Here is a 23237-nt window from a genome sequence, read left to right as displayed (position 1 = left end):
CGAATACGATTGAGGGATTCCGTTTTATTATTCTTTATCTCAAGAATATGTTTATCTTTAGAAATAGCTAAACAAAAAATAAACTTTTTTACGTCTTTTGAAGCCAAAATAAAACCTAATCAAATGTCCATTTTAGAACAGAGTACGAGCTTTTACGAAGAAAGGTAGGTAGTTTTGGAGGATCTTATCCCTTCGCCGAAAAATGGGAGATAGCTGCTCCGCTGGACAGCGTTAAAAGTGCGATAGTTAATTTAAAAAATAGCGACCCAGCGCTTTTTCCTACGCAGGCATTGCTACAGTTTGAAATTGATCACACAGGATACTATTCGAAAGTAGATTTTTTCTACGAAGATAGTGGAGAGGTTGTCCGAACATTCCTCAGAGGAAGAAAGAGCGGTGAAACAACATTAACCTTAGTAGAGTTTGAAAAACGCGATAAGGGCGAGACAAAGAAAATGAATAAAGATTTTAATTACTTTGAGAATAGGAAGGAAATCAAAAAGTTTGAACGGTTGATTTATGATAAAATTAAGGAAAAGCTAGATGAAAATAACAATAAATCAAGAACAATAGTTATAAGGTATCGCTGAATTCCGGGCTGAGCTTCTATGACCCAATAAAAATCTTCACCCCATCTTCCGCCTCGGCAGCCCGATCTCGTGTTCCTGCGGATAAGGCTTGCGATGCGTCATGCTCACATCCTCACGAATCTGCTGATGAATCTTGTACTGGCTATCGCGGTCGTGGTTGTACCGCGGATCCGGGATAAAAGGCAACTTGGCCATCTTATGGATCGTCAAGGTAGGGAAGTGGTAATCCACCTCTACCGTGCCGAGCAACAAATAACAGCCGCCACCCTTGAAAGGGTAGCGCTCTAGGCAGTCCGGAAAATGCGCCGTATCGAAGTAATCACCGTTCACATCGATCCACGTACCAAAGTACATTGCGCCCCTTTTCGTCGGCACATGCTTGCGCGCGATGAGATAAGCCAGCATCCGGACCTGCTTCTTGTGGCAGTTCACCAGGTCATTCACCATCAAATCTCCCCGAAAAGCCGTCTGCAACAGATCAAAAGGCGAGCAGGAAACCGGAAAGCCCAGCAGTTCGATCTCATCAAAAGCATCCTCGAAGTAAGAACGCTCCAACTTCGGGAGCGACCATTCCTTGGCCGGTTCCCGCAGCAAAAGTGGCATGCGCTGTTCCGCTTTAAAATTTACCAGCAGCAGTCTTGCCTGCACCAACAGCTCACTTTTCGACTTCCCCGTAAAACGGAAAGCCCCGATAAAGATGAGCAGCTGCACCCCCTCGATGCCGATCGGTATACGCCGCACAAAATCCTCCAGTGACACGAAGTCGCCGTTGCGTTCACGCTCTTCCACGATACCCTCCGCCAGCCTACTTTCCAATCCCTGCAGGAGCATCAGGCCCAGATACACATCCCGGCCATATAAGGTCGTCTCATAACCACTTTTGTTGATGCATGGGTTCAAGATATGCGCGCCCGACATACGCGCCTCGTGCACATACACCTCCGTGCGGTAGAAACCACCCTGGTTATTGATCACCGCCACTATAAATTCCAGCGGATAATACACCTTTAAGTAAAGACTCTGGTAACTCTCCACCGCATAAGAAGCAGAATGCGCCTTACAGAACGAATAGCCAGCGAACGACTCGATCTGGCGGTACACCTCGCGGCTCAGCTCCTCCGAATGCCCCAAACGTGCGCAGGACGCAAAAAAGTTGTCCTTCACCCGCTGCAAGGCCGACAGCGACCGACCTTTTCCGCTCATGGCCCGCCGTAGAATATCTCCATTAGCCGCCGATAGGCCACCAAAATGCATCGCAATCTTGATCACGTCCTCCTGGTACACCATGATACCGTACGTATCGCCCAGATGCTCCTCGAATACCTCGTGGAAATACTCAAAACGATCCGGATAGTTATGCCGGAATATATACTCCTTCATCATACCCGATTGCGCCACCCCCGGGCGGATGATGGAAGAAGCCGCCACCAGCGTCGGGTAGTTGTCGCACTTGAGGCGGCGCAGCAGCCCGCGCATGGCCGGCGACTCAATGTAGAAGCAGCCGATCGTCTGGCCGCGGGCCAGAAAATCATTGCAGCGCATTTCCCCCTTGGAGAGCGTCGTATCCCGAATATCTACCTGTATGCCCCGGTTTTTCCTGATCAGTTTAACCGCGTCATTGATGCTGCCCAGACCCCGCTGGCTCAAGATATCGAACTTTTCAAAACCGATATCTTCCGCCACATGCATATCAAACTGCACAATCGGAAAACCCTTGGGCGGCATCTCCAGAGCCGTATAATCGGTTATCGGCGTTTCCGATATCAATATCCCACAGGCATGCATACTCCGCTGGTTAGGAAACTTTTCGAGCATCTTGCCATACTTGTGTACAGCCGCCACCACCGCGTTGTTATCGTGCAGCTCCATCGGCTGGGTTGCCAGCCCGTCCAGTTCCTCCTTTGGCAGACCAAATACCTTGCCCACCTCCCGGAATATCGAGCGGTACTTAAATTCCACATTCGTGCCGCAGAAAGCCACATGTTCCTTGCCATAGCGGTCAAATATATACTGCAATATTACATCCCTTTCCTGCCAGCTCCAATCAATATCAAAATCCGGCGGTGTCTTGCGGTTGAGGTTCAGGAAGCGCTCAAAATACAGATCAAGCTCCAACGGGCATATATCCGTAATGCCGAGGCAGTATGCCACGATGCTGTTCGCCCCGCTGCCCCGGCCCACGTGCATAAAGCCCATGCTGTTGCTGTAGCGAACGATATCCCAGGTAATCAAGAAATAACCGCTGAATCCCAGCTCATCGATTACCCTCAGCTCTTTTTCCACACGCTCCCGCGCAGATCGGTTTTTCTCCCCATAACGCTTTTTCAAACCCGCATAAGCCAGCCCCGTCAACAACTTGATATCACCCTCACGGTTTCCTGTATAGTGCCTTTTGTTTTTGGGTGTTTTAAAATCAAACGCAAAATCGCAAGCTTCCATTACGCGCGCCGTATTGGCTATGAGCGGTGGGTAATCCCCAAATATTTCTATTAGTTCCCCGGCAGGCCGCATATATTCATCGGCACGGCAGCAAGCATCTTCCGACAAGCGGGACAGCACCACGTTCAGGTCGATAGCGCGCAGGATACGGTGCAGGTTATGCTCCTTTTTGCCCGATACCGTTACCGGGTTTAGCGCCAGCATGCGCGGCAACAAGCTTTTCCATTTTTCCTGTACCAGCAGGTTCAATTCGCTGGGGCGGATGCCGATATATTCGTCCTCCCTCAGCTGCTGCGGCACATTGGAAAGCGGATAGATCGTGATGACATCTTGGAAATCTGGAGCCCGATCGGGGAGCGGTATACCCTCGCAGTTGCGGGCCGTGAGCAGTCGGCACAGCTCCCCGATACCCCGTTGCGTTTTCGCCAAGCCGATGTAGAGTAGCCGGTTTCCCTCACGGAATTCCATGCCCGCCACAGGTTTTATCCCTTCCTCGCGGCATATTTTGGCAAAATCATAGATCCCCGTCACGGTATTGATGTCCGTCAAGGCGAGCGAAGTTGCCCCGCAGGCAAGCGCCTGCTGCACCAGCGTTTCCAATGAAAGCGTGCCGTAGCGCAGACTGTGGTAGGAGTGGCAGTTCAGGTACATGCTTAAACCTCCTCCCGGGATAACCCCTTGAATCCCGATGCCCTGCCCACTTTGTCCACACCAAAGCGGTTTTTGATGCGATCCATCGCCTGATAGAGCGCCACCATTTCCTGCGTATCCTCAAAGATATTGATCTGCAGGCTGCCGCGCACCAGATTCGTCAGGCGCACACCGATCAGCCGGATGCGCATGCGCCTGTTATACAATTTATCGAACAATTCCATCACACAACGCGATAGCGTATGGTCCGCCGAAGTATAGGGGATACGGCACTGCTTGGTCTCGGTGTCGAAATTAGAGTAGCGTATTTTGACCACCACGGTAGCAGTCAGCCACTGCTCGCTGCGTAGCTGGTAGGCAAGCTTTTCCACCATACCGCCGATTATGCTGCGCAGTTTGGCCAGATCGATCGTATCCTGCCCGAAAGTATGCTCTGTCGAAATCGATTTGCGTTCGGTGTAAGGCTCTACAGGCGTGTAATCTATGCCGTTGGCTTTCTTCCAGAGGTCGATGCCATTCTTGCCGATCATCTGCTGCAATACCTCCATTGGCATATCCGCCAAGGTATGTATCTGGCGGATGCCTATACGCGAGAGTAGCTGAAAGGTGGCATCGCCCACCATGGGTATCTTTTTGATCGACAGTGGATTCAGGAAAGGACGCACCATTGCGGCGCTGATCTCCTTCTTGCCGATGGGCTTCGCCTCGCCGGTGCCAATCTTGGCCACCGTTTTGTTTACCGAAAGCGCAAAGCTGATCGGCAGCCCCGTATGGTAGGTGATGGATTGGGCTAGTTCCTCCGTCCATTTATACGCGCCAAAAAAACGGTCCATACCCGTGATGTCGAGGTAGTGTTCATCGATACTGGCTTTCTCCACGACGGGCGCTTTTTCTTCGATCACCTCCGTCACCGTATGGGAGAGCTTGGAATACTTTTCCATATCACCCTTCATCACCCTGGCTTCCGGGCATAGCCGCAGCGCCATCTTGATGGGCATGGCCGAGCGCACCCCATAATAGCGAGCCTCATAGGAGCAGGAAGCTACCACCCCGCGTTCGCCACCACCGATAATCACCGGCACACCCCTCAGCTTGTCGTTGTTCAAGCGCTCGCAGGATACGAAAAACGTATCCAGGTCCATGTGTACTATTGCGCGTTCCATGCTATACCTTTCCTGTTAAATTTCATACAAAGTTATCGCGAAATACTAAAAATATTAGTATGTTTGTTGTTCAAATTTAGAACAATGTTGTATCTGGCTGACAATATGAGGTATCTGCGCGGAAGGAAGGGGCGGTCACAGCAACAGCTTGCCGATGAGCTGGGTATCACCCGCACGCGCTATTCCAAGTATGAGTATGGTATGGCCGAGCCGCCTATAGAGCTTTTGGTCAAAATAGCGCGGTACTACGGGATAAGCGTTGATGAGATCATTTCGGTGGATCTATTCCGCCAAACAATAACCAGAAAACATACAGAGCAGATTTAGCGACTGAATTATTATTGATATTTGCCAGCTCGCTTTTTCACTACGAAAAGTTAAATGGTTCTTAAAGTTATCAACATGCCTGTGTAGCTTATTTTTGAGTTTATCTGTTAGAAAGAACAAAAAAAATGTAATTTTATTCAGAAAATAGAAAAAATATAAATTGGTGAAATCCATGCAGATAAGCATTTGCATACGCTAAATCACTGTCATGTTTACCTAGATATAGAAACGGAAAAGATGGAACTAGCCTCGAGGTTAATTTACGTGCTAAATATCTGTTCCGAACAACATTGGAAACTGTAGTTGCTTTTAACGAAGACTACGGTAATATACTAACAAAAAGAATTTTAAATCAAGATAAATTATGAAAAATATACTATGCATCTTTATATTATTTGTAACGACATCATTTAATGGTGATGTGCTCCATGTTGCTTCTGAATACGCACTAGATGAAGTTTATATAAAACAGGAATTAGACGCTGGGACGTTAGATCAAGACGGTAATGAAATAGATTTCATTTTTACGCCACATCAGTTAAAGGCCGGCAAATACGAAATTTCGATAACAGATGGTCCTGGTGATTTGTATGAAATTAAGGGCACTGACTTTTATATAACATTTGTTGGATACTATGGCTACGCCGGATATGGCGATGAGGGCTTACTAATTATTAATACTTATGGGAGTGGAAAGTTTATAAAGTATGAGGATTAAAAATGATTTTTTGTTAAATAAAGGGTATTTACCCTTTATTTTGTATTTATAAATAAATTATCTCTATATTTGAAGGGTAAATACTTTCAAAAGTGAAAAATAGAGATATCGATAAGCTACTTGAAGACATTTTTAACGACGATGTGTCACTGGATCTAAAAGCCCGTTTTGAAGAAAAAATAGCCGAATATGGTGTTACCAAGACCAAAGCATTGAAGCTCCTTAATGTTGATAAGGATGTATTTGAAGATATCATCAATGGTACCGCCAAGCAACCAAACCTCATTCATGTTGTCAAGATTGCCGAATTTCTGGAGATAAATGTAGACGACTTTATCCAAATGGTTCTCAAGAACCAAAATGCCGAAAATATCGCTTCTATCGACCGTGCCCGCAAGGTGAGGTTCCTGATGAAGAACTTTGACGTTAAGGCGTTGACAAAATTAGGCTTTTTTGATAATTCAGACGATATAGATGAATTGGTAGATCGTGTATTACATTACTTCGGTTATGATTCGATCCGCCAGTTTGAACAAGAATTAGTAACACCGTTATACAGCAGGACGAAACGTAAGTTCTCGGACAAGATGAAGGATTTCTGGGTGCGATCAGCTTATCAGACCTTTCGGTTGATTGACAACACAAATGAGTACGACCGGGAACGTCTTAAGGATGTCATTGCGAACATGAAACCCTATTCGCAAGACGTCAAGAACGGTCTTTATACAGTGTGTAGAGCGTTATATAATGTAGGGGTGACCGTAATCTTTCAAAACTATTTAACCACTACGCATGTAAGAGGAGCCACATTCATTATCAATGATAAACCTTGTATCGTATTAACGGATAATCAAAAAAAATATCCGACTATTTGGTTTACGCTTTTGCACGAACTGCACCACGTCTTGTTCGATTACGATGCAATCAAGACTAATAGCTATCACCTTTCCGACGATGAAGACCTCTTCCTGATCGAAGAGAAAGCCAACAGCTTTGCACGGGACTATTTTATGCCTAGGGCAAATTTTGATTACATCAAGACCTATATCAAGAATGACTATATTGTTGAGCGATTTGCCAAAGAAAATGAAATTCACAAGTCCCTGGTGTATTCATTCTATACGTGGTACCAGCAGGAACTTTACAATAAGAATTACCACGCAGCCTTTAAGGAACACTATCCCGACTATAAACCCGCTATATCGAAATTAAACCCGATCACTTGGGATGAGGATACCGTCCGAGAAGCGAGTGAAAAAATAAAAGCCGTATTCGAAATCAATTAATAAACTTTAATATATGGAAGAAAATAACAAGAAAAAGATTCAACAGGAGAAGGAGGTAAGCCAAGCGGATCTTGAGCGATTGGAGCTTCTACAACGTGCCCATGAAAAGAAAGGCAAACAACTCACTATTGATGGCGAAGCAGGAAACTTGAAAGAGATCGACGAGCTTCGTGAGTTAGTGGGCAAGCAACTGGATAACCCAGAAGAAAAATACAATCTTTATTACAAAGGTATTCGGAGACTACTCATGGATCATTTGCCTAAAGGAGAGGAGTATAAGGAGATGCGCGATATTATCTATGATGAGAAAAATATCTTTTTAAACCTTGGCAAGCGTAAGTCTGATGGTGGTGGGGTACGTGGATCGGATGGCCGTATGACCTTCCAGCCTGTGATGAAGGATATTTTAGATATTGTAATTACATGGGTAGGTGGTTCTCAAAATCCTTTTGACCTATATCGTGAGTTTTTTATGCTGAACGAAAAACACGGCTATCCACATGAGGAGTATGATGATTCTGCACGTGGCCTGGCGAATGCGATGTTGAAGTTGGGGGACGAGGATTAGTAAATTACGACGACAATGAACGATATATTAGGTCTTGGAAAGGTCCTACCAATGGATAAGTTACTGGATATTTTGTCAAAATCTGTAGGACGTCTGTCTAAGTCATATTTTGATAAGATAGACGCAAACACAAAAGCCTATGAAATTAAAAAATTAGCGGAAGCAAGAGCTGAGGAAATGAAGATTATGGCCGACGCTGTTAAGCAAAATTTTTCATCAACGGGGGGCATTGAATATAATAAAGAAGGTATAGCTATTTCTTCTCCAAAAGAGTTAGCGTTACTTTCAGAAGAAAGCTCTATATCAAATCCAGAGTTATCAATTAGGACTCAAGAAAGACTTGATTTTCAGGAACAGAAGAGGCAATTGAATATTGAAAGTATAACAGCATATGCTGCTGAACAGCTGAAAGATGAGGATGCTGTTACCGATGAGCCCGTCGATGTCGACTGGATATCACGCTTTTTTAAGATTATAGAAGATGTATCTAATGAAAATATGCAGGCATTATGGGGCAAGATATTGGCTGGAGAAGTAAAGCAACCGAAATCTTATTCTCTGCGTACATTGGAACTGCTTCGAAATTTATCTCAAAAAGAGGCAGAGGTATTTAATAAGGTTGCACGGTTTGCGATAAGAAAAGGATCTAATAATTTTCTTTTCACGGGTTCGGATGATAAAATTCTTTCGGAAGAACATAATATATCATACGCGGATAGGGCATTATTAACTGAGATTGGACTAATACAACCGGGTACATTTGTTAATTACCAAATTCATACAAGAAGCCAAGATGCCGATATAGTTTTCATCGCGGGGCCTAAGGTGCTCGTTGTTAAAGTAAAAGCAAATACTCCCCTGGTAACACTCCCCATTGATGTTTTTAGTACTGCGGGGAATGAATTGTTAACGCTAGTTGAACCAGCTCCGCCAATGGATTTTATTAGATCAATATTCAAGCCGATAAAAAATGATAATATAAATGTTGTTTATGCCGATATTTTAAAGGTGAATGCAGACAGTGTTACACATACCACCCCTTTATTGGAATTGTAGATAATTGAGTAAATAATGACCATGAAAAATGCCGATATCGCACAAAAAATTTTCGATAGATATTCACATGACTTCATTCAAACAATGGAGGTGTTTCGACTGACACATTTAGATGCGAAGGGAAATATCATCGATTTTGAAAATATGTATATATGCCCTTTGTCGCTTCGAGCGTATCATAAAAAGGATATACATAAACTCACAATTGAGCATGTGCCCCAGAATAGTCTGAAAGGTAAGCCACTAGTTTTAACAGACAAGGAATATAACAACAGTGATGGTTATACGAAGGATAAAAAGATTTTTAATTTTTTCAAATATCAAAACTTTAAGCGTGGTGTAGAGCCTATTGAAGCTAAGTTCTCTGTCCCTGATATTTTGGAGGGTAAAGTTAGCGGTAAATTGGTAGGTAGGATTGACGGAGAAGGTGCCAAAATAAAAATAGGATTGCCTGAACGGACGGTAAAACTGCTTGAGAGTCGAGGGGTATTTCGGAATTGGGACGGTTTAAAAATGAATTTTAAAATTAACTATACTCATCAGATAAATAAAAGTGCTCTGTTAAAGTCTGCATACCTAATTGCTTTTAGCAAAATTGGATACCGCTTGTTGTTTAGTAAAAAAGGATTAAAGAATGCTACATACGGAGCAATTATTCACGAACTTCAAAAAATAGACATTGACGAGGATTTTCCATTTGTTTTTACCAATGCATTAAAAGTCGATATACCGGATGATATTGGAATTATAGAAACTGAAGACATAAAATTATTGGCAGTAAAAGTAAGATATAGATTAACAGGTCAGGAATATGTGTATCACGCTATTCTTCCGCATCCAGAGGACGAAAGCTTAGATAGTCTAGTGAAATTTAGAGATATATACGTTAAACGAGAGATTGAAATAACCGTGAAATCCATCAACAGAGATTATTTGCTTAAATAATCCAGCCTTGTCAATGACAAATTAAGCCAAATTTGAGTGTGTAAACTGACTGTCGTATAAATACTTTTTATATTAGACACAGATCATGAATAACCACAAATTCGATTTTGAGCGCTTCAAATAAGAAGCGATGAAGGGCCTTTACGAGGGCAAGAAAATGGATTATGCCGACGGAGTTTTTGCCCCTATGCTGAAACACTTATTTGAATCGATGTTAGATGGTGGGCTGGACCACCACCTGCAGGAGAGTAAGGCTTCAGGAGAATTGAACCGCAAGACAATGGAATTAGACAGCGAAGACCCTGTATCATCGAAATAGACATGAAATGTTAATACAAATCCAGTAGTAAAATTGGATCATTATGAGAAATGACCTTTATGTATGGGCTTTCATCTTGTCAATGTTCTTTTTGGCAGGCTGCTCCGAGAAAGTCTCCGGAGAATATACTATCATAGACGTAAAGAGTATGGGCGAGTATAGCAAATACAGGACTAACTGGAGAATCGGGGAGTCCGTACGGCTCGATCATTATTCTAATGATAAAATAGGTCTTACCTCTGATTTTCTTTTGACCAACTTTTCTCGGAGAAATGAAAACAAGGGAAAAGTAATTTTCGAACAATTTGATGGAAGTCGATATAAGGCCGAGACATATATCGCTAACCGCAGTTACAAAAGATTTGATTTTTCATGACAAACTTATCTCATAAATGGCCGCAAAGATAAATATAAACCTACGATAAATATAGTAATAAAATTTATTATATCTCTATTTATGTCAACTATTTATTTTCTAGACCTTACTTCCTCATAAACTAATCTTTAAGGATTAGTTTTTATGTCGCGCTATTTTTTTTCCAAGCGGCAAGGTAGCTTCTTAATCTCTTATAGTGGCACAAAACGAAACGTAATAGCCGGATGATTTTTTCCAATGTAGTTTAATTTCTCTTTCAGCTACGTTATATTCGAAATTTATCAAATCAAAATTGTTATGAAGGTCGATATGCCTTCCAGCAAAACTTAATGCGTGATTGTCAGCTATATCAAAATTTACTTCCATTGTCGTATCATCATAAAATGCCGTATAGTTTCTCATCACGTCTTTCTATAAAGATTAATTTTTTGGTAGCGAGGTGTCAATTAGTTATGAATGCAAATTCTGATCTCTAATAGTCTCCTATAACAGGAAATTTTTTGGTTGCCAATTTTGGTGTATTCTTATTTCCCATTTTGAACGGGTTGACCTCATGCTTCTTGCAGATAGCGAAGAAGGAATAGATCATCGCCGACCGTTGTGCTGCTTCATGGCTACCTGCGAAGAGGTAGTTTTTCCGGCCCAGGGCAACCGGTCTTAAAGCCAAGGCTCTTGTAACTTCGGGTATCAATAAGTATCTTTACAATGGTAAGGAGATACAGGACGAGCTGGGCGCGCAGTATCGTTACGGCGCGAGGCTGTATGATGCGGAGATAGGGAGATGGAACGTGGTGGATCCGCTGGCTGAAAAGTACGTGGGTTTGTCGCTTCCTCCCAATGAGTACCGGTATAACTATGCAACTGGCGAGTATGATTATGTCAGGTCTTCAGGAGGCAACGAATATGACGCGCTTCATTTTGAACATGCATCATTTGTAGCTTATAATTTTGAGAGAGGACAACGGGTCGAACCTGGATTTTGGTATAAGCCAGGGCCAATGGCCTCAGAAGCTTTAACAGCGGTCTATCCAGAAACGTACTTTATTGGAGCAACCGCTGGAACAAGGACAATGGGTTGGTTGATGGGGAAAGTGATGGGACGGCTTGCCGCTAAGGGGGTAGTTAAAGGAACCCACTTGGTATATGAAGGTTTGGATGCTGCTGGTAATGTTAAATATATAGGGATTACAGGTAGGGACGCCACAGTAAGGTTTGGGGAGCATTTAAATTCAGAAACAGCGAGGTCATTGTTAGATTATCGTGTAATAAACGGAGCAGCTGGACTGTCCAAGACACAATCCCGAATTTGGGAGCAAACATTAATCAATCAATATGGTCTGGTCAGGAATGGTGGATAACTTTTAAATAAGGTTAATTCAATCGCACCAAAAAACTGGTGGCAATTCGGTATCAAATAATGGCAAGAGCAAACACAAAATTAGGCGATGTCTTTTCTGTTAAGATAGACGAGAATAGCAAGAAGTATTTTCAATATGTCGTTAGCGACCTTACCCAGCTGAACAGCGATGTAATCAGGGCTTTTACAAAAAAACATCCAATCGATGTCAATCCCGATTTATCAGAGATCGTAAGTGGAGAAGTGCAGTTTTACGCCCATTGTGTAACAAAGCTGGGTTTGAAAATGAACCTTTGGGAAAGCATTGGAAATACAGCAGAAGTCGGCAACACATCGCAGATATTATTTAGAGATACGAATGATTACGGCTCAAAGGTCGGGGAAGAACCAATCAGGGTATCGCGAAATTGGTATGTGTGGAACGTTAATAAGCCTTCTAAAGATGTAGGGAAATTAGAAGGAGAAAACCGAAAAGCATACATAGGAATAGTAATGAACCCTTTAGGAATTATAGAACTTTTAAAGGAGAACAAATACCCTATTAATTATCCCGAATTTGAATAAAGAGCAAAAGCCCGGCTAGTCCGGGCTTTTTTACATCAAAGAAATCTTACTTGCCTTAATAAAGTGATCAACGGTAGTGAGCAGGCATTCCTTTTCCTTTTCGGGCAGTGTTGCAATATCCTGAAACCTTTTTAACATAGCGGGGTCTTTAAATAGGTCAGCCTGTTCGTTTTCTCCCAGTAAGTAGCCGACCGTAGTATCCAAAATCTTAGCCAGTTTTTTGGCGGCCTCGATAGAAGGTACCGGGACGGTAGCGGAATAAAAACAATCGTTCGAATTCTTGAATTAATTATTCGTCGGCTCGCCATTTAATCACCACTTCTATAAAGGTTTCATCTTTATAGTCGTAAAATATAGCTACGCTGTATCTAACTCTTGTTATACCTGCATTATTTCTTTGAATAGTGGTTCATATACTCCGCTAATAGTGAATCGGTTGGGATTTGGCTATCGTTTAGGTCTTCAATAATATTATCTATCTCTTTTTGGCTTTTATTTTGACTAAGCTTAGCCTTGGCCTGTATTTCCGTGACATCTATCTCAAAAGTGACAATACCCTTTAACATTTTGTCCTTAAAATCATCAGGTAGTTTTAACCACTTTTCATAATACTCAGGTTCATATTTGGTCATAGTCCGTTGCATGACGTCCGAAATCTGGTTAGGTTGATATAGTATGGATACATTCCCATAAATATGGACGGCCATATAATTCCACGTTGGTACACTTTCCTCTTTTAAATAGTTGGTAGGAGAAATATAAGCGTGGGGTTCACTGAAAATTACCAGAACTTCCTGCCCCTCAATTTCTTTCCACTGGTTATTAGCAAGCGCAATATGCGTGTGAAGCTTCAATTTATTAGGATCCTTATTTGAAAGAATTGGGATATGAGTACCGATCACTCGGTTTTGGTTAATACTAATCAATATACCGAAACTAAATCGATCAATAAAAGCAAGGATGTCGGCAATATCCTCTAATGTGTTAATTTTTGGTATGTACATAGTAGTTTAATTAACAATACTCTCATGTCAATGGGTTCTCCCTTTAGTCGGAAGAAGCTGCACCTTAACATCCGGGTATTTCTTCAACTCATGCCGTAGAGATATACTTTTCATAACCTAAGCCTAATATGTATTTATTCAATAATTTCTTTTCCTAAAAATAGGAAATACCACTTGAAAAGGCAATATCAGTTATTTTTTTTATAGACGTATACTTTATTCTAATGAAAGTTATTATATTATTTTTAAACGCTTTGCTCCAATACCCACCAGTCTATGATTTCTTGCGCAAAAGCTGTTGCATCAATTTCGTGATTATAAAAACCATAAATAGCTACTAGATCACTTGCGATGATGTTTTGAATTTTTTCGAGATCCGCACCCTTGTGTATGTGGCTTAATATCTTATTGGCCATCGTGTCAAATTCATCCGTTGGAGACCGAAGAATTAAGCTCCATGAATTGATAATCTTTCTCAATATGGCGAGTTGGCTATGGTATTGATTGAGTAATAGTTTGTCTCTCATATAATCTATATATAATACACATCAACTTCCCTTTTACCATATCCACCGCTTTTTAATTTGATGAGAGCTCTGTTGCTTTTAATGATTCCTTTTCTTACAAAATATTTTAATTGTTTTTTCACTCTGTCAAGCTGCATTTTTATTTATTTCCTCTTCTCTTTGACTAGGAGGCTTGAATCCTAATAGACTACCTTTTTCTAGGTGCTCTTCTAGTATGTGGACGTACATACGTACCATCTTTGCGATAGTAGCCTTTAACGTGTACAGTACCTGATGACGGTCGGTATTTATTTGTGACCGTCCTAGTACTATTAGACGTGTCGCTACTCGCTGTTACGAAATAGTTGGGTATTGAATCGGTTGTAATTCTCCTTGACCCTTTGACTCGATACTTTGGCGAATGTATATACCCTAAGCGATTACCATATCTTACTTTTTGATATCCTTTTCGCGAAACTTTTGCTTGGATTTTGACTGGAGTTCCTTCAACGATCGTTTCACTCGAACTGAAATAATTTTCGTTTCCAAAATATATCTCACTATTTTCTATGAGTACGACGTCGTACATTTTGTTTACTACATTCGTTGCGCATGAACTGAATATAATAAATAGGAAGAACAAAACGTATTTAATCATAACGCTGGTTTACTATTGACTTCTTAACAATTGGAAATGCTCCTCGCAAATATAATTGATTTTTCTCTATATTTGGTTTATGGATGTTGCTACAAAACTAAAAATAAAGGGTTTAATTCGAGAACTTATAGATAATGGTACTCCGTTAGAAAGGAAAAAACGGATAATTATCGAGCTTAGAACGCTTAATTCAGATTTCGATGATGCGATGGCTAAATTAGGTATCGATGATCTGCTGTTGGATAATCCTGACAAGTAAACTATAAGTACTTAGAAACTATGACAAAATACATATTGTTAGTGTCAATATAGAATCTTTTTACGATAACCCTGCCTCTTTATTGTTATTAACACTTGCTATTCTTTCCGTTATTATGAAATTATTGGGGGCTAAAATACGCCTTTTCGGCAACAAAAAAGATAAAATAACTTCAGCTTTACCTCATATGTATTGGCTGACCAGGATACCAGCCAGCTCCATTCCCCCCATTGAAGAGCAGGTAAATTAATAGCGTAATCACGAAAACAATAATGAAAATGCGCCACCCAACAGGGAGTTTATTGTCATCTAGTTCGTTCTTGGAATTCTTCAAGAGTTTATCTTTAGTTTACCATAAAACTATAAAAAAATGCCCGCAAAGCAAAAACTCTCTTCGTTTACGAAAATATGATGTTGTTTTCCAGTCAGTTTGTTATCCTAAATAGCATCTATTAGAATAGTACTGGACGACGGGTTTTAATATCATCTAATCAGATCGTTGGTGAATTTGCATTTTCATCGAGTAGGCGATAACTATCGCGGTAATAGAGTACGAGATGGAGAATTCATATATAGGACTTATACCGATTGCTCCAAAAGTAATGATCATTCCAATTACTGTAACTAGGATTAATATTGATTTAATGATATTGGTGTCTATAACGGATGTCACTGGTCCAGCTAATTCGGGATACTGGTCCAATTATTTCGGAAGTCATCGGTCCAAAAAAACGGCTTCATTTCGGAAGTCATCGGTCCATTTCAATCCTTGAAAACGGAGGTCATTGGTCCACTTTCCATAAAACTGCATAAGTTACGGCTGTATAATCTATTACAGCAGTATGGCAGGACAACGGAAAGACATAATGGAACTTAGAACACTTATCCTTTTAAAAGATAAAGGACTCAGCAACCGCAAGGTAGCCCAGATGATGAATATCAACCGCAAGACGGTAAACAGCTACATGCAGCGCTTCAATGCTTTGGATCTGCAATATGGCGAGCTGCTATCGATGGACGATTCCAAGCTGTACGATCTTTTTACCGAAGAAGACCAGACCGAAAAGGAACGTTACGAAATACTCTCCTCAGAGTTCACCAAGATCCAGGACGAACTCAAGAGACCCGGTGCCACCCTACAGAAGATATGGGAGTCCTATCTGCAGTCATACCCCGGGGGGTACCGATACACTCAATTTACCACGCATTATAGAAATTGGAAAGGAAAGTTAAAGGCATCGGGCAAGCTGCAGCACAAGGCCGGAGAGAAACTCTTTGTTGACTTCTGTGGCAAAAAGATGTCCTATGTGGATAAGGATACCGGTCAGGTAGTTCCTGTTGAGGTATTCGTGGCCGTATTCCCCTGTAGCCAGTATACCTTTGTCAAGGCGGTGCCCAGTCAAAGGCGCGAAGACTTCATCGACTGCCTGGACAGCTGCCTGCAGTGGTCCGGCGGAGTGCCGCAGGCCATTGTATCTGACAATCTCCGCTCTGCGGTAAGCAAGGGTTCCAGGTATGCGCCCGAGATCAACAAGACCCTTGCCGACTTTGCACTTTTCCACGGCTGTGTAGTGGATCCCGCACGGCCCTACCATCCCCAGGACAAAGCATTGGTGGAACGTAGTGTTACGCTGGTCTACCAGCGCATCTTTTATCCGCTGGGCAAACAGACCTTTTTCAGCTTAAAGGAACTCAATACCGCCATTGCCGAACAATTGGTCCTTTATAACGATTACCTGTTCTCCCATGGGGCATCTACCAGGCGGAGCCAGTTCATCGACCTGGAAAGGGAGCACCTTGGTCCATTGCCGGCAGCAAAATATAGCCTGCGTTACTTCAGGCGCGCCAAAGTGCAGAAAATATCCCACATCTACCTGGGTGCCGACAAAAACTATTATAGCGTTCCCCACCGTTATATCGGACACCATGTGGAAGTCCAGTACAACAACGAAACCGTAGAGGTGTTCTACAGCTACCAGCGGATAGCCAAGCACCCAAGGAGCCTGAGGCCCGGCAACTACAGTACCGTGGGCGACCATATGCCCTCATCGCATCAGGCCTATAGCGACTGGAACCCCACATACTTTGAACAGCGGGCTTTGGCCGTCGGCGTATCGGCCGGGGAATATATACGCCGGCTCATTACACAGTACAGCTATCCGGAACTTGCCTATAAGCAGGCACAGGGAATACTTGCGCTGGTAAAAACATATGGTCCGGGACGGCTAGAGAATGCATGCAGAAGGGCCCTCGCACATGAGCGGGCATCCTATCGGACAATAAAAAATATCCTGAAGAACAAACTGGACGCAGTAGACATAGAAGTCGCCGACACTTTTCACATTCCCCAGCACGGCAACCTGCGCGATGCATCCATCTATCGATAAGGATATTATGGAACAAATTGACCCCTTTAACTATAACTTATATGAACGAAAACACAACAATCGAAAAAATGCGCAGGATGCGCATGAACACCATGGCAGATCTCTACCATGCGAGCCTGACTGAAAACCTTTACCGTGAGATGCACCTGGATGACTTTATCGCAACGGTCATCGATGCCGAATGGGAGGCCCGCCAGAACAAAAACATCGACAACCTGATCCAACGGGCCTCCTTCAAAGAAAGAGCGGCCGCTACGGACATTGACTATACAGCCTCACGGGGGCTGGACAGGAATATGTTCGAGAGGTTACTGTCCCTTGGCTTTGTAAACCGGAGGGAAAATATCATCCTGACGGGGCCTGCCGGATCGGGAAAAAGCTTTCTTGCCCAGTGTCTTGGCGTAAAGGCCTGTCAGATGCTGCTGAAAACACTTTATCTGAATACCGGACGGTTCTTTGATATGGTGAAAATGGCCAGATTGGACGGAACTTATCATAAACTCCTTAAAAAGATCGAGAGAGCTGACCTGCTCATCCTGGATGACTTTGGGCTAACGCCGATAGACCAACAGGCCAGGACAGCATTGCTCGACATTATAGAAGATAGGTACGGCAAGTCCTCTTTGATCATCGCTACTCAGATACCGGTAGAGAAATGGCATGCCCTGATAGGCGAAAGTACGATAGCTGACGCTATACTGGACAGGATAACATTCTCATCTCACAGGGTGGAACTCAACGGAGAATCTTTTAGACGAAAAAAGAAACTTGAATCTTAAATGAATTGTATATTATTGTAATCGGAAAGTGGCCCAATGACCAGCGAAATAATTGGCCCTACATGCACGAAACGACTGGACCCCTATCACCGAAATAGACAATTGGTTTTGTAGGTCAGATCTCGAGTTACATTGTATGCAATTATATAAGCGATAAGAGTAGGTATGGAAAGTATGCAACTAAATATTAAAATGACCGGGTATATTCCGAGCAGGCTCGTGGTCTCTTCGCCATATGGCATTATCTCTTTGATAATTTGTAAAACTAAAGGTGATATTGTTAGTGTAAATACCCAATGTTTTACTACATATGCCCAATCCATGATGGTTATTTAATTTGAATAGCCCGATTTTGTCCTATAAACATTAGTTTTTTTTGGTGGATGAGGATTGACCTTAACAAGTCGTTGTTCCATATCTTAGTTCAATTTCCTCGCAATGAATCCGGATCACCAGTCCTTTTTCAAAAATATACAAGATGTCGTCTCCCTCTTTTGGTTTTGATTGAGGGACAAAGCTGTCATTTATTTCTCTTGTTGTTGACGGGAAAAATGTAACTTCCGCTAAACAGATATCATCGGCATAGATACTTTTTTCGTCTTGCGCTATTACTTTCAAGAAAGTCACACTGCTATGGATAAGAACGAGATTTGAAAGTTCATCTTCTTTAACCCAATCGCCGGATGATTTTTTCCAATGTAGTTTAATTTCTCTTTCAGCTACGTTGTATTTGAAATTTACCAAATCAAAATTGTTATGAAGATCGATATATGCCTTCCAGCAAAACTTAATGCGTGATTGTCAGCTATATCAAAATTTACTTCCATTGTCGTATCATCTTAAAATGCCGTATAGTTTCTCATCACTTCTTTCTATAAGATTAATTTTTTGGTAGCGAGGTGTCAATTAGTTATGAATGCAAATTCTGATCTCTAATAGTCTCCTATAACAGGAAATTTTTCGGTGATTTCCTTTAGACTATTTACCATAGGTCTTATAAACGTTTGATCAAATGAAAGTTCAAAACGTAATTCGGCTGAATCGGGTCCCGGCTTATCACAACAGGTAGCTTGCAGGTTGAAATGACCTATTCCATCTCCTTTAATAATTAGTTTGAGATACCCCTCGAGATCTCTAAATTCTAAGCTTCCATTTAGATTATCGTACAGATTGTTTAAATCGTGTTTGAAATTTTTAAAATCAAACGTCGTCAAATCAGCAGTATATGTTCCGCTAAAGGCTCCTGCAGCTACAGTTATCTGTGTGCTTATCCAGTTTTTGTCCCAGTCTGATTCAGATTCATAATAAAGTCTTTGCAAAGGCTCTATTCGTATATAATTACCTATATCTTTTATTTCAATATTTAAACACATTATCATATCAAATTAAGATGCTGGCACCACTTAGTGTTGGCAACTAGTAAGGACTTGACATTGAAAAGCGGTTATTCCCTATCATAGTTCAATTCTTTACTACCTGGTTTTCTTTCCAAATATAACCCCAACACTATTCCTAATACTAAAGTAGGAATAAAGCCAAAGAAATATACCCAAAATAGCGGTTTAAAATAGTAATCTGTTATGTTTTCAATAAGCGAATAGTGATGCTGTGCAGGAGCAGGTAAGCCTTCTTGGATAAAGCCAACCGTGGATCCCGCAACGGTACCAATGAGCAATATTAAAAATGCTGATAAAAATCCGTACGAGATGCGGATTCTTTTACATTTGGCGAGCGCATTTCCAATGTAATAGCCCGTAAGGTAAAATCCGCTAATTCCTACCAATAAATTAAGCAGAAAATCAGCTATAAAATTCGTTATCTCAGATAAACTAAAATCTACGATTACATAGAATATTAAAAATGCCACCAACAAATTTGTGGTGATGGCTAGAAATAGATATTTAGTTTCTCTTGTCATGTTTTAATATTATAGCGCAATCCACCAATCGATAATCTCTTGGGCAGAAGATCTTGTATCAATTTCATGTCGGTAGAAACCATATACAGCTACTAGATCACTTGCGATTATGTTTTGAATTTTTTCGAGATCCGCTCCCTTGTGTAGATGGCTTAATATCTTATTGGCCATTGTGTCAAATTCATTGGTTGACGCTCCAGGGATTAAGTTCCAAGAATTAATTATTTTCATGAGACGGCTGATTCGATTGTATTTCGGTTGTTCATCACTTTTGTGTTCATAAATCTATCGTAGGTCCTCTTTTATATCTATTTAGTTACTATCCCCCGGCACCAGTTTGTCTGTAAATACTGAATATTTTAATTTTGGTCTTATACTTTCCTGGAAACGTAAACTTTCAATTCTAAAAAGTTCATTTTGAGTTTTTTGAACTTCTTGCTGGCTCCGCAGGGTTTTATATAGAAAAACAACGGTAACGATGGCGACTCCGTACATCATCCAAGCAGTTACTGTTCCCCATATTTCCGGACTGAATTGATGTTTTTCAGGAATGATGTAATTGCCAAACAGGACTACTCCGCAGATTCCTACGGTTATCAGTAATCCGGGTAAAACTAATTTAAAATTCTCATTATTCATATTTGACGCTAATATTGATCCTACCTATACAACAATCGCTTCCTCAACACTTCCCGAAAACCACTGCGGGATAGAATCTGTCTCGCTAAATTCAACAATCAGCTTTCTCATACGTCCTTTATCAGAAAAATGACGACCAAGATTAATTGTTTTATCAAAAAAATCATTCTTACCATTACTATCTGTGTAATGAAAAATTCGTACAGATTTACAGTTTTCGTGATCAAATATTTCTTTAAACATCGTGCGATCTGATAACCCACAAGAATGACCAACAACAAAAACTTGATAATTATCAGCATTCAAAAAACGCATTAAATTTCTATAATTAGAAGTTTTGAGGTAATGATAAGATTTTACATGTTCGAATAGATCATTATTACCTTGTTCTTCAAATTGTAAGTACTCTTTATCATGCTCATCGCCGAAACCAAATATAATAGGGTTACTGTAATTATTTAACTCACCATGGATATGATTCAAAATAGATTCTTTACTTCTGAGTTTGGGTAAATAAGTTTGAAATGTTTTTGTATAATTAAAATTTAAAACATACGTCGTATAGTTATTTTCAGTTGATTCTGCCATTTTCATAGCGTTTTCCACTAGAGTTCTATCTTTATCAACCATTAAATCATAATCAAGAAAAACAAAATTAGAATTAAATAGATTTACAAATTTTTGATCGCATACAACCATACACCTTTTTTCTTCGATAGATAAGTATCCTTCAAGTTTACGTATTAAAAAAGCAAAATGCTTATTTAATGTACAGATATAATCCAAGTTATGAGTGTTATCTTTATCGTTATACTTCTTTAACGCATCAAAATACTCTTGCTCTATATCCACCCATCCACAGTCTAAACATGTATCAATTAGTCTTTTGAAAAAGCTAGATTTAAATGATACATTATGAGCAGATATTTTTGAAATATATTGATATTTTTCAATATTGTTTGGCGAAACGTATTCTCTAGGTACAAAATCCAAGTATGATTTTAAAATCTCATTTTCATGCAAGTATCTACTTATACCTTTATTACCTGAACTTTTAACAAGATCCATGAGCCTATAATGTTCAAGAACTTCTACACGAAGAAAATCATCTTCATAAAAATGACCATTGGCATACATTCCTGCTTGATTAAAACATTCATCTAAATACCAAAATATAAAATCCTTATAACTAGTTTTTAACCCATGAGCAAGATCAAAACCATTGCCTATCAATATTAGTCTATTCATAACTTTTACGCTGTGAAATTGCTTTTACAGTTATTAAAAGTTCGCACATAATTTTGTACGATTTATTTGTCGAAATCTACCGGTCGAACTTCCAACTCCCTTTTAATCTCCTTGATCTTTTTCAGATAAAGAAATACGATCGGGGATAGGGCTATTGGAATTGCAATTGCAGATGGATAACCTTCGGTTGCCCAGGCGTGTATTGACTGGCCAAACAAGATGATGAGGACAGCTGCTAGCGATCCGGTTATAATGCCAGTTGTTCTTTTCTTCTTGATGAGTTCTTCGGTCCTCAATTCCGTTAATGGCATGCTCTTCATAACTTAAGCCGATTTGTATGTAAATAGTTATTACTGTTACCCTAAAAATAGAGAATGTCCGCTTGATTAACAACACTAATTATTTTTTTAATAAAAGGTTTATTCCTTAATGGCCTATTCGTATTCCGCCAAAATAGCCATTTTGTACATGTACATAGCGTCTACTGCAATGTAGTTAACGTCTATGTACAGTGACATAATCAACAAGTCAATGTAGTTGTCGGCTATGTCACGTTACATACCGTATTTGTTGCGTGACACAACCGACATGTCGCTGTACAAAATAGACTTGTTGCGTGCATGCATTGCAAAGGCACGGTACTTAGCCGAATACGCAGGGAACATACGCGCAATCTACCCTGACAAAATGAACAACGCACCGGACATAGCCGCTTCGTCAAGGAACAAAATCTAATTGTCCCGTGCGGGCAGCCACATGTACATGTACATAGCCACAACGCAACGACAAAATGAACAGCATCTACACAAGTGAAACATGCCGTGATCACTAAGTCACGAAAACTACTCGCTAAGGGGTCAGTATCCTCCAGTATATCTAGGGAGAATTCTGAAAATGGAAAAAATGAAAAAGGATTACAAATAGCAGTAAATGTTTAAAGCTTTCATTATAGTTAATTAAAGAGAAATAGTATTTTTGTGTAGTTTGTCTAATTTGAAAATACAGTTTGATGGAGCAAAGAGAATAGAAAAAGAGGAGGCTGATATAAAAAATAAGAGCTAAGTGCTGGTAACACTTAGCCCTCTTAAACTTATATCATCCGTACCTGGAAAGGCAGAATGAAAGTATTGATCATTGATCTTCTAAATTGAACGCGAAGTAAAGCAATTTGTTTCGCATAACCAAACAAATATTACGGAAACCCGTAAAAATACTTTCTCTTTCTAGGGTACCTTGGGATATTGAATGTGTCCCATGTCTTGTATGAAAAAACATATCATGTAGACTTTATTAACAGCTAAAGCAATCGCTTGAGGTGCCGCTTGTTGATCCGTTTGCTGGATCAGGAGTTTTCCCTCTAGCTAGTCGCAGAGGCAAGGTGTACAATTTCTAAAGCTAAAAAATAGAATGGCAAAGAAAACAACAACGATCAAAATTGGCAGAGATGCAGGTAGTGGGAAATTCATTCCTGTAAAAGAGG

The 23237-nt window shown here is 40.8% G+C and carries 26 protein-coding genes and 1 pseudogene; 13 read left to right on the top strand and 14 right to left on the bottom strand.

Annotated features, from left to right (window positions below; genetic code table 11):
• Positions 1 to 626: 626 nt before the first annotated feature.
• Positions 627 to 3680, bottom strand: coding sequence for a DNA polymerase III subunit alpha (locus tag H8B06_RS06135; protein ID WP_190993428.1), 3054 nt, complete (start codon positions 3678 to 3680; stop codon positions 627 to 629).
• Between the two features lie 2 nt (positions 3681 to 3682).
• Positions 3683 to 4843: a DNA polymerase IV gene (dinB, locus tag H8B06_RS06130; RefSeq protein ID WP_190993427.1), complete on the bottom strand. Its 1161-nt coding sequence runs from the start codon at positions 4841 to 4843 to the stop codon at positions 3683 to 3685.
• 105 nt (positions 4844 to 4948) lie between these two features.
• Here dinB and H8B06_RS06125 point away from each other — a divergent pair, with 105 nt between their 5' ends.
• The 8 genes and pseudogenes from H8B06_RS06125 (at position 4949) to H8B06_RS20600 (ending at position 10438) form a co-directional block, all read left to right on the top strand.
• Positions 4949 to 5170, top strand: a complete 222-nt coding sequence (locus H8B06_RS06125) for a helix-turn-helix domain-containing protein (RefSeq protein ID WP_237225532.1) — start codon at positions 4949 to 4951, stop codon at positions 5168 to 5170.
• A 364-nt stretch (positions 5171 to 5534) separates the two neighbouring features.
• Positions 5535 to 5888 (top strand): hypothetical protein, encoded by a 354-nt coding sequence (locus tag H8B06_RS06120; protein ID WP_190993425.1) that lies wholly within the window; start codon positions 5535 to 5537, stop codon positions 5886 to 5888.
• A gap of 92 nt (positions 5889 to 5980) precedes the next feature.
• Positions 5981 to 7174 carry an ImmA/IrrE family metallo-endopeptidase gene (locus H8B06_RS06115; RefSeq protein ID WP_190993424.1) on the top strand — a complete coding sequence of 398 codons (1194 nt, stop codon included), beginning with the start codon at positions 5981 to 5983 and terminating at the stop codon, positions 7172 to 7174.
• A gap of 13 nt (positions 7175 to 7187) precedes the next feature.
• Complete coding sequence (locus tag H8B06_RS06110; protein ID WP_190993423.1) at positions 7188 to 7742, top strand: hypothetical protein; 555 nt, start codon at positions 7188 to 7190, stop codon at positions 7740 to 7742.
• Between the two features lie 15 nt (positions 7743 to 7757).
• A complete protein-coding gene (locus H8B06_RS06105) occupies positions 7758 to 8798 on the top strand; it encodes a DUF2806 domain-containing protein (RefSeq protein ID WP_190993422.1) in 1041 nt (346 codons plus the stop codon).
• A 15-nt stretch (positions 8799 to 8813) separates the two neighbouring features.
• On the top strand, positions 8814 to 9743 hold the full coding sequence (locus tag H8B06_RS06100) for a hypothetical protein (protein WP_190993421.1): 930 nt from the start codon (positions 8814 to 8816) through the stop codon (positions 9741 to 9743).
• A gap of 130 nt (positions 9744 to 9873) precedes the next feature.
• A pseudogene (locus H8B06_RS06095) lies at positions 9874 to 10020 on the top strand (IS256 family transposase); the annotation flags it as partial.
• Between the two features lie 85 nt (positions 10021 to 10105).
• Positions 10106 to 10438, top strand: coding sequence for a hypothetical protein (locus H8B06_RS20600; RefSeq protein WP_223857507.1), 333 nt, complete (start codon positions 10106 to 10108; stop codon positions 10436 to 10438).
• A gap of 183 nt (positions 10439 to 10621) precedes the next feature.
• Here the strand turns inward: H8B06_RS20600 and H8B06_RS06090 are convergent, their stop codons facing one another.
• A complete protein-coding gene (locus H8B06_RS06090) occupies positions 10622 to 10843 on the bottom strand; it encodes a hypothetical protein (RefSeq protein ID WP_190993419.1) in 222 nt (73 codons plus the stop codon).
• Between the two features lie 67 nt (positions 10844 to 10910).
• The gene (locus H8B06_RS06085) at positions 10911 to 11129 is read right to left on the bottom strand and encodes a hypothetical protein (RefSeq protein ID WP_190993712.1); all 219 of its coding nucleotides are present in this window, start codon (positions 11127 to 11129) and stop codon (positions 10911 to 10913) included.
• Here H8B06_RS06085 and H8B06_RS06075 point away from each other — a divergent pair.
• Together H8B06_RS06075 and H8B06_RS06070 are read left to right on the top strand one after the other, a co-directional pair.
• Positions 11125 to 11796: an RHS repeat-associated core domain-containing protein gene (locus tag H8B06_RS06075; RefSeq protein WP_317170873.1), complete on the top strand. Its 672-nt coding sequence runs from the start codon at positions 11125 to 11127 to the stop codon at positions 11794 to 11796. The two genes, H8B06_RS06085 and H8B06_RS06075, sit on opposite strands and share 5 nt — an antisense overlap.
• A gap of 59 nt (positions 11797 to 11855) precedes the next feature.
• A complete protein-coding gene (locus tag H8B06_RS06070) occupies positions 11856 to 12359 on the top strand; it encodes a hypothetical protein (protein WP_190993417.1) in 504 nt (167 codons plus the stop codon).
• A gap of 30 nt (positions 12360 to 12389) precedes the next feature.
• Here H8B06_RS06070 and H8B06_RS06065 read toward each other — a convergent pair whose 3' ends face one another.
• The 3 genes from H8B06_RS06065 to H8B06_RS06055 form a co-directional block, all read right to left on the bottom strand.
• A complete protein-coding gene (locus tag H8B06_RS06065) occupies positions 12390 to 12563 on the bottom strand; it encodes a hypothetical protein (RefSeq protein WP_223857506.1) in 174 nt (57 codons plus the stop codon).
• A gap of 185 nt (positions 12564 to 12748) precedes the next feature.
• Positions 12749 to 13363, bottom strand: coding sequence for an FMN-binding negative transcriptional regulator (locus tag H8B06_RS06060; RefSeq protein ID WP_190993416.1), 615 nt, complete (start codon positions 13361 to 13363; stop codon positions 12749 to 12751).
• Between the two features lie 245 nt (positions 13364 to 13608).
• Positions 13609 to 13890 (bottom strand): hypothetical protein, encoded by a 282-nt coding sequence (locus H8B06_RS06055; RefSeq protein WP_190993415.1) that lies wholly within the window; start codon positions 13888 to 13890, stop codon positions 13609 to 13611.
• Positions 13891 to 14606: 716 nt separating this feature from the next.
• Here H8B06_RS06055 and H8B06_RS06050 point away from each other — a divergent pair.
• From H8B06_RS06050 to istB, 3 genes are all read left to right on the top strand, one after another.
• Complete coding sequence (locus H8B06_RS06050; RefSeq protein ID WP_190993414.1) at positions 14607 to 14786, top strand: hypothetical protein; 180 nt, start codon at positions 14607 to 14609, stop codon at positions 14784 to 14786.
• An 866-nt stretch (positions 14787 to 15652) separates the two neighbouring features.
• Positions 15653 to 17173, top strand: a complete 1521-nt coding sequence (gene istA, locus H8B06_RS06045) for an IS21 family transposase (protein ID WP_190993413.1) — start codon at positions 15653 to 15655, stop codon at positions 17171 to 17173.
• Between the two features lie 41 nt (positions 17174 to 17214).
• A complete protein-coding gene (istB, locus tag H8B06_RS06040; RefSeq protein WP_190993412.1) occupies positions 17215 to 17952 on the top strand; it encodes an IS21-like element helper ATPase IstB in 738 nt (245 codons plus the stop codon).
• Positions 17953 to 18348: 396 nt separating this feature from the next.
• On the opposite strand, the gene H8B06_RS06035 is transcribed toward istB, so the two are convergent.
• The 7 genes from H8B06_RS06035 to H8B06_RS06005 all read right to left on the bottom strand — a co-directional run bounded on the left by H8B06_RS06035 (position 18349) and on the right by H8B06_RS06005 (position 22077).
• Complete coding sequence (locus tag H8B06_RS06035; protein WP_190993411.1) at positions 18349 to 18696, bottom strand: hypothetical protein; 348 nt, start codon at positions 18694 to 18696, stop codon at positions 18349 to 18351.
• 188 nt (positions 18697 to 18884) lie between these two features.
• The gene (locus H8B06_RS06030; RefSeq protein ID WP_190993410.1) at positions 18885 to 19325 is read right to left on the bottom strand and encodes a WapI family immunity protein; all 441 of its coding nucleotides are present in this window, start codon (positions 19323 to 19325) and stop codon (positions 18885 to 18887) included.
• A gap of 71 nt (positions 19326 to 19396) precedes the next feature.
• A complete protein-coding gene (locus H8B06_RS06025) occupies positions 19397 to 19870 on the bottom strand; it encodes a hypothetical protein (RefSeq protein ID WP_190993409.1) in 474 nt (157 codons plus the stop codon).
• 9 nt (positions 19871 to 19879) lie between these two features.
• Positions 19880 to 20041, bottom strand: coding sequence for a hypothetical protein (locus H8B06_RS06020; protein ID WP_190993408.1), 162 nt, complete (start codon positions 20039 to 20041; stop codon positions 19880 to 19882).
• Positions 20042 to 20182: 141 nt separating this feature from the next.
• A complete protein-coding gene (locus H8B06_RS06015; RefSeq protein ID WP_190993407.1) occupies positions 20183 to 20509 on the bottom strand; it encodes a hypothetical protein in 327 nt (108 codons plus the stop codon).
• Between the two features lie 24 nt (positions 20510 to 20533).
• Entirely contained in the window at positions 20534 to 21757 is a 1224-nt protein-coding gene (locus tag H8B06_RS06010) for an AbiH family protein (RefSeq protein WP_190993406.1), read from the bottom strand.
• Between the two features lie 62 nt (positions 21758 to 21819).
• Positions 21820 to 22077: a redox-active disulfide protein 2 gene (locus tag H8B06_RS06005; RefSeq protein WP_190993405.1), complete on the bottom strand. Its 258-nt coding sequence runs from the start codon at positions 22075 to 22077 to the stop codon at positions 21820 to 21822.
• Between the last annotated feature and the right edge of the window lie 1160 nt (positions 22078 to 23237).

It is taken from the genome of Sphingobacterium micropteri, from assembly GCF_014692515.1.
GTDB lineage: Bacteria > Bacteroidota > Bacteroidia > Sphingobacteriales > Sphingobacteriaceae > Sphingobacterium > Sphingobacterium micropteri.
The sequence above is the reverse complement of the archived record's forward strand: the minus strand, read 5'-3'. Positions and strand labels throughout refer to the sequence as shown.

Excerpts from the sequence above, each read along its gene's own strand:
- H8B06_RS06135 (WP_190993428.1), bottom strand. The coding sequence starts at position 3,680 with ATGTACCTGAACTGCCACTCCTACCACAGTCTGCGCTACGGCACGCTT.
- dinB (WP_190993427.1), bottom strand. The coding sequence starts at position 4,843 with ATGGAACGCGCAATAGTACACATGGACCTGGATACGTTTTTCGTATCC.
- H8B06_RS06125 (WP_237225532.1), top strand. The coding sequence starts at position 4,949 with ATGAGGTATCTGCGCGGAAGGAAGGGGCGGTCACAGCAACAGCTTGCC.
- H8B06_RS06120 (WP_190993425.1), top strand. The coding sequence starts at position 5,535 with ATGAAAAATATACTATGCATCTTTATATTATTTGTAACGACATCATTT.
- H8B06_RS06110 (WP_190993423.1), top strand. The coding sequence starts at position 7,188 with ATGGAAGAAAATAACAAGAAAAAGATTCAACAGGAGAAGGAGGTAAGC.
- H8B06_RS06105 (WP_190993422.1), top strand. The coding sequence starts at position 7,758 with ATGAACGATATATTAGGTCTTGGAAAGGTCCTACCAATGGATAAGTTA.
- H8B06_RS06100 (WP_190993421.1), top strand. The coding sequence starts at position 8,814 with ATGACCATGAAAAATGCCGATATCGCACAAAAAATTTTCGATAGATAT.
- H8B06_RS20600 (WP_223857507.1), top strand. The coding sequence starts at position 10,106 with ATGAGAAATGACCTTTATGTATGGGCTTTCATCTTGTCAATGTTCTTT.
- H8B06_RS06070 (WP_190993417.1), top strand. The coding sequence starts at position 11,856 with ATGGCAAGAGCAAACACAAAATTAGGCGATGTCTTTTCTGTTAAGATA.
- H8B06_RS06060 (WP_190993416.1), bottom strand. The coding sequence starts at position 13,363 with ATGTACATACCAAAAATTAACACATTAGAGGATATTGCCGACATCCTT.
- H8B06_RS06055 (WP_190993415.1), bottom strand. The coding sequence starts at position 13,890 with ATGAGAGACAAACTATTACTCAATCAATACCATAGCCAACTCGCCATA.
- H8B06_RS06050 (WP_190993414.1), top strand. The coding sequence starts at position 14,607 with ATGGATGTTGCTACAAAACTAAAAATAAAGGGTTTAATTCGAGAACTT.
- istA (WP_190993413.1), top strand. The coding sequence starts at position 15,653 with ATGGAACTTAGAACACTTATCCTTTTAAAAGATAAAGGACTCAGCAAC.
- istB (WP_190993412.1), top strand. The coding sequence starts at position 17,215 with ATGAACGAAAACACAACAATCGAAAAAATGCGCAGGATGCGCATGAAC.
- H8B06_RS06030 (WP_190993410.1), bottom strand. The coding sequence starts at position 19,325 with ATGTGTTTAAATATTGAAATAAAAGATATAGGTAATTATATACGAATA.
- H8B06_RS06025 (WP_190993409.1), bottom strand. The coding sequence starts at position 19,870 with ATGACAAGAGAAACTAAATATCTATTTCTAGCCATCACCACAAATTTG.
- H8B06_RS06020 (WP_190993408.1), bottom strand. The coding sequence starts at position 20,041 with ATGGCCAATAAGATATTAAGCCATCTACACAAGGGAGCGGATCTCGAA.
- H8B06_RS06015 (WP_190993407.1), bottom strand. The coding sequence starts at position 20,509 with ATGAATAATGAGAATTTTAAATTAGTTTTACCCGGATTACTGATAACC.
- H8B06_RS06010 (WP_190993406.1), bottom strand. The coding sequence starts at position 21,757 with ATGAATAGACTAATATTGATAGGCAATGGTTTTGATCTTGCTCATGGG.
- H8B06_RS06005 (WP_190993405.1), bottom strand. The coding sequence starts at position 22,077 with ATGAAGAGCATGCCATTAACGGAATTGAGGACCGAAGAACTCATCAAG.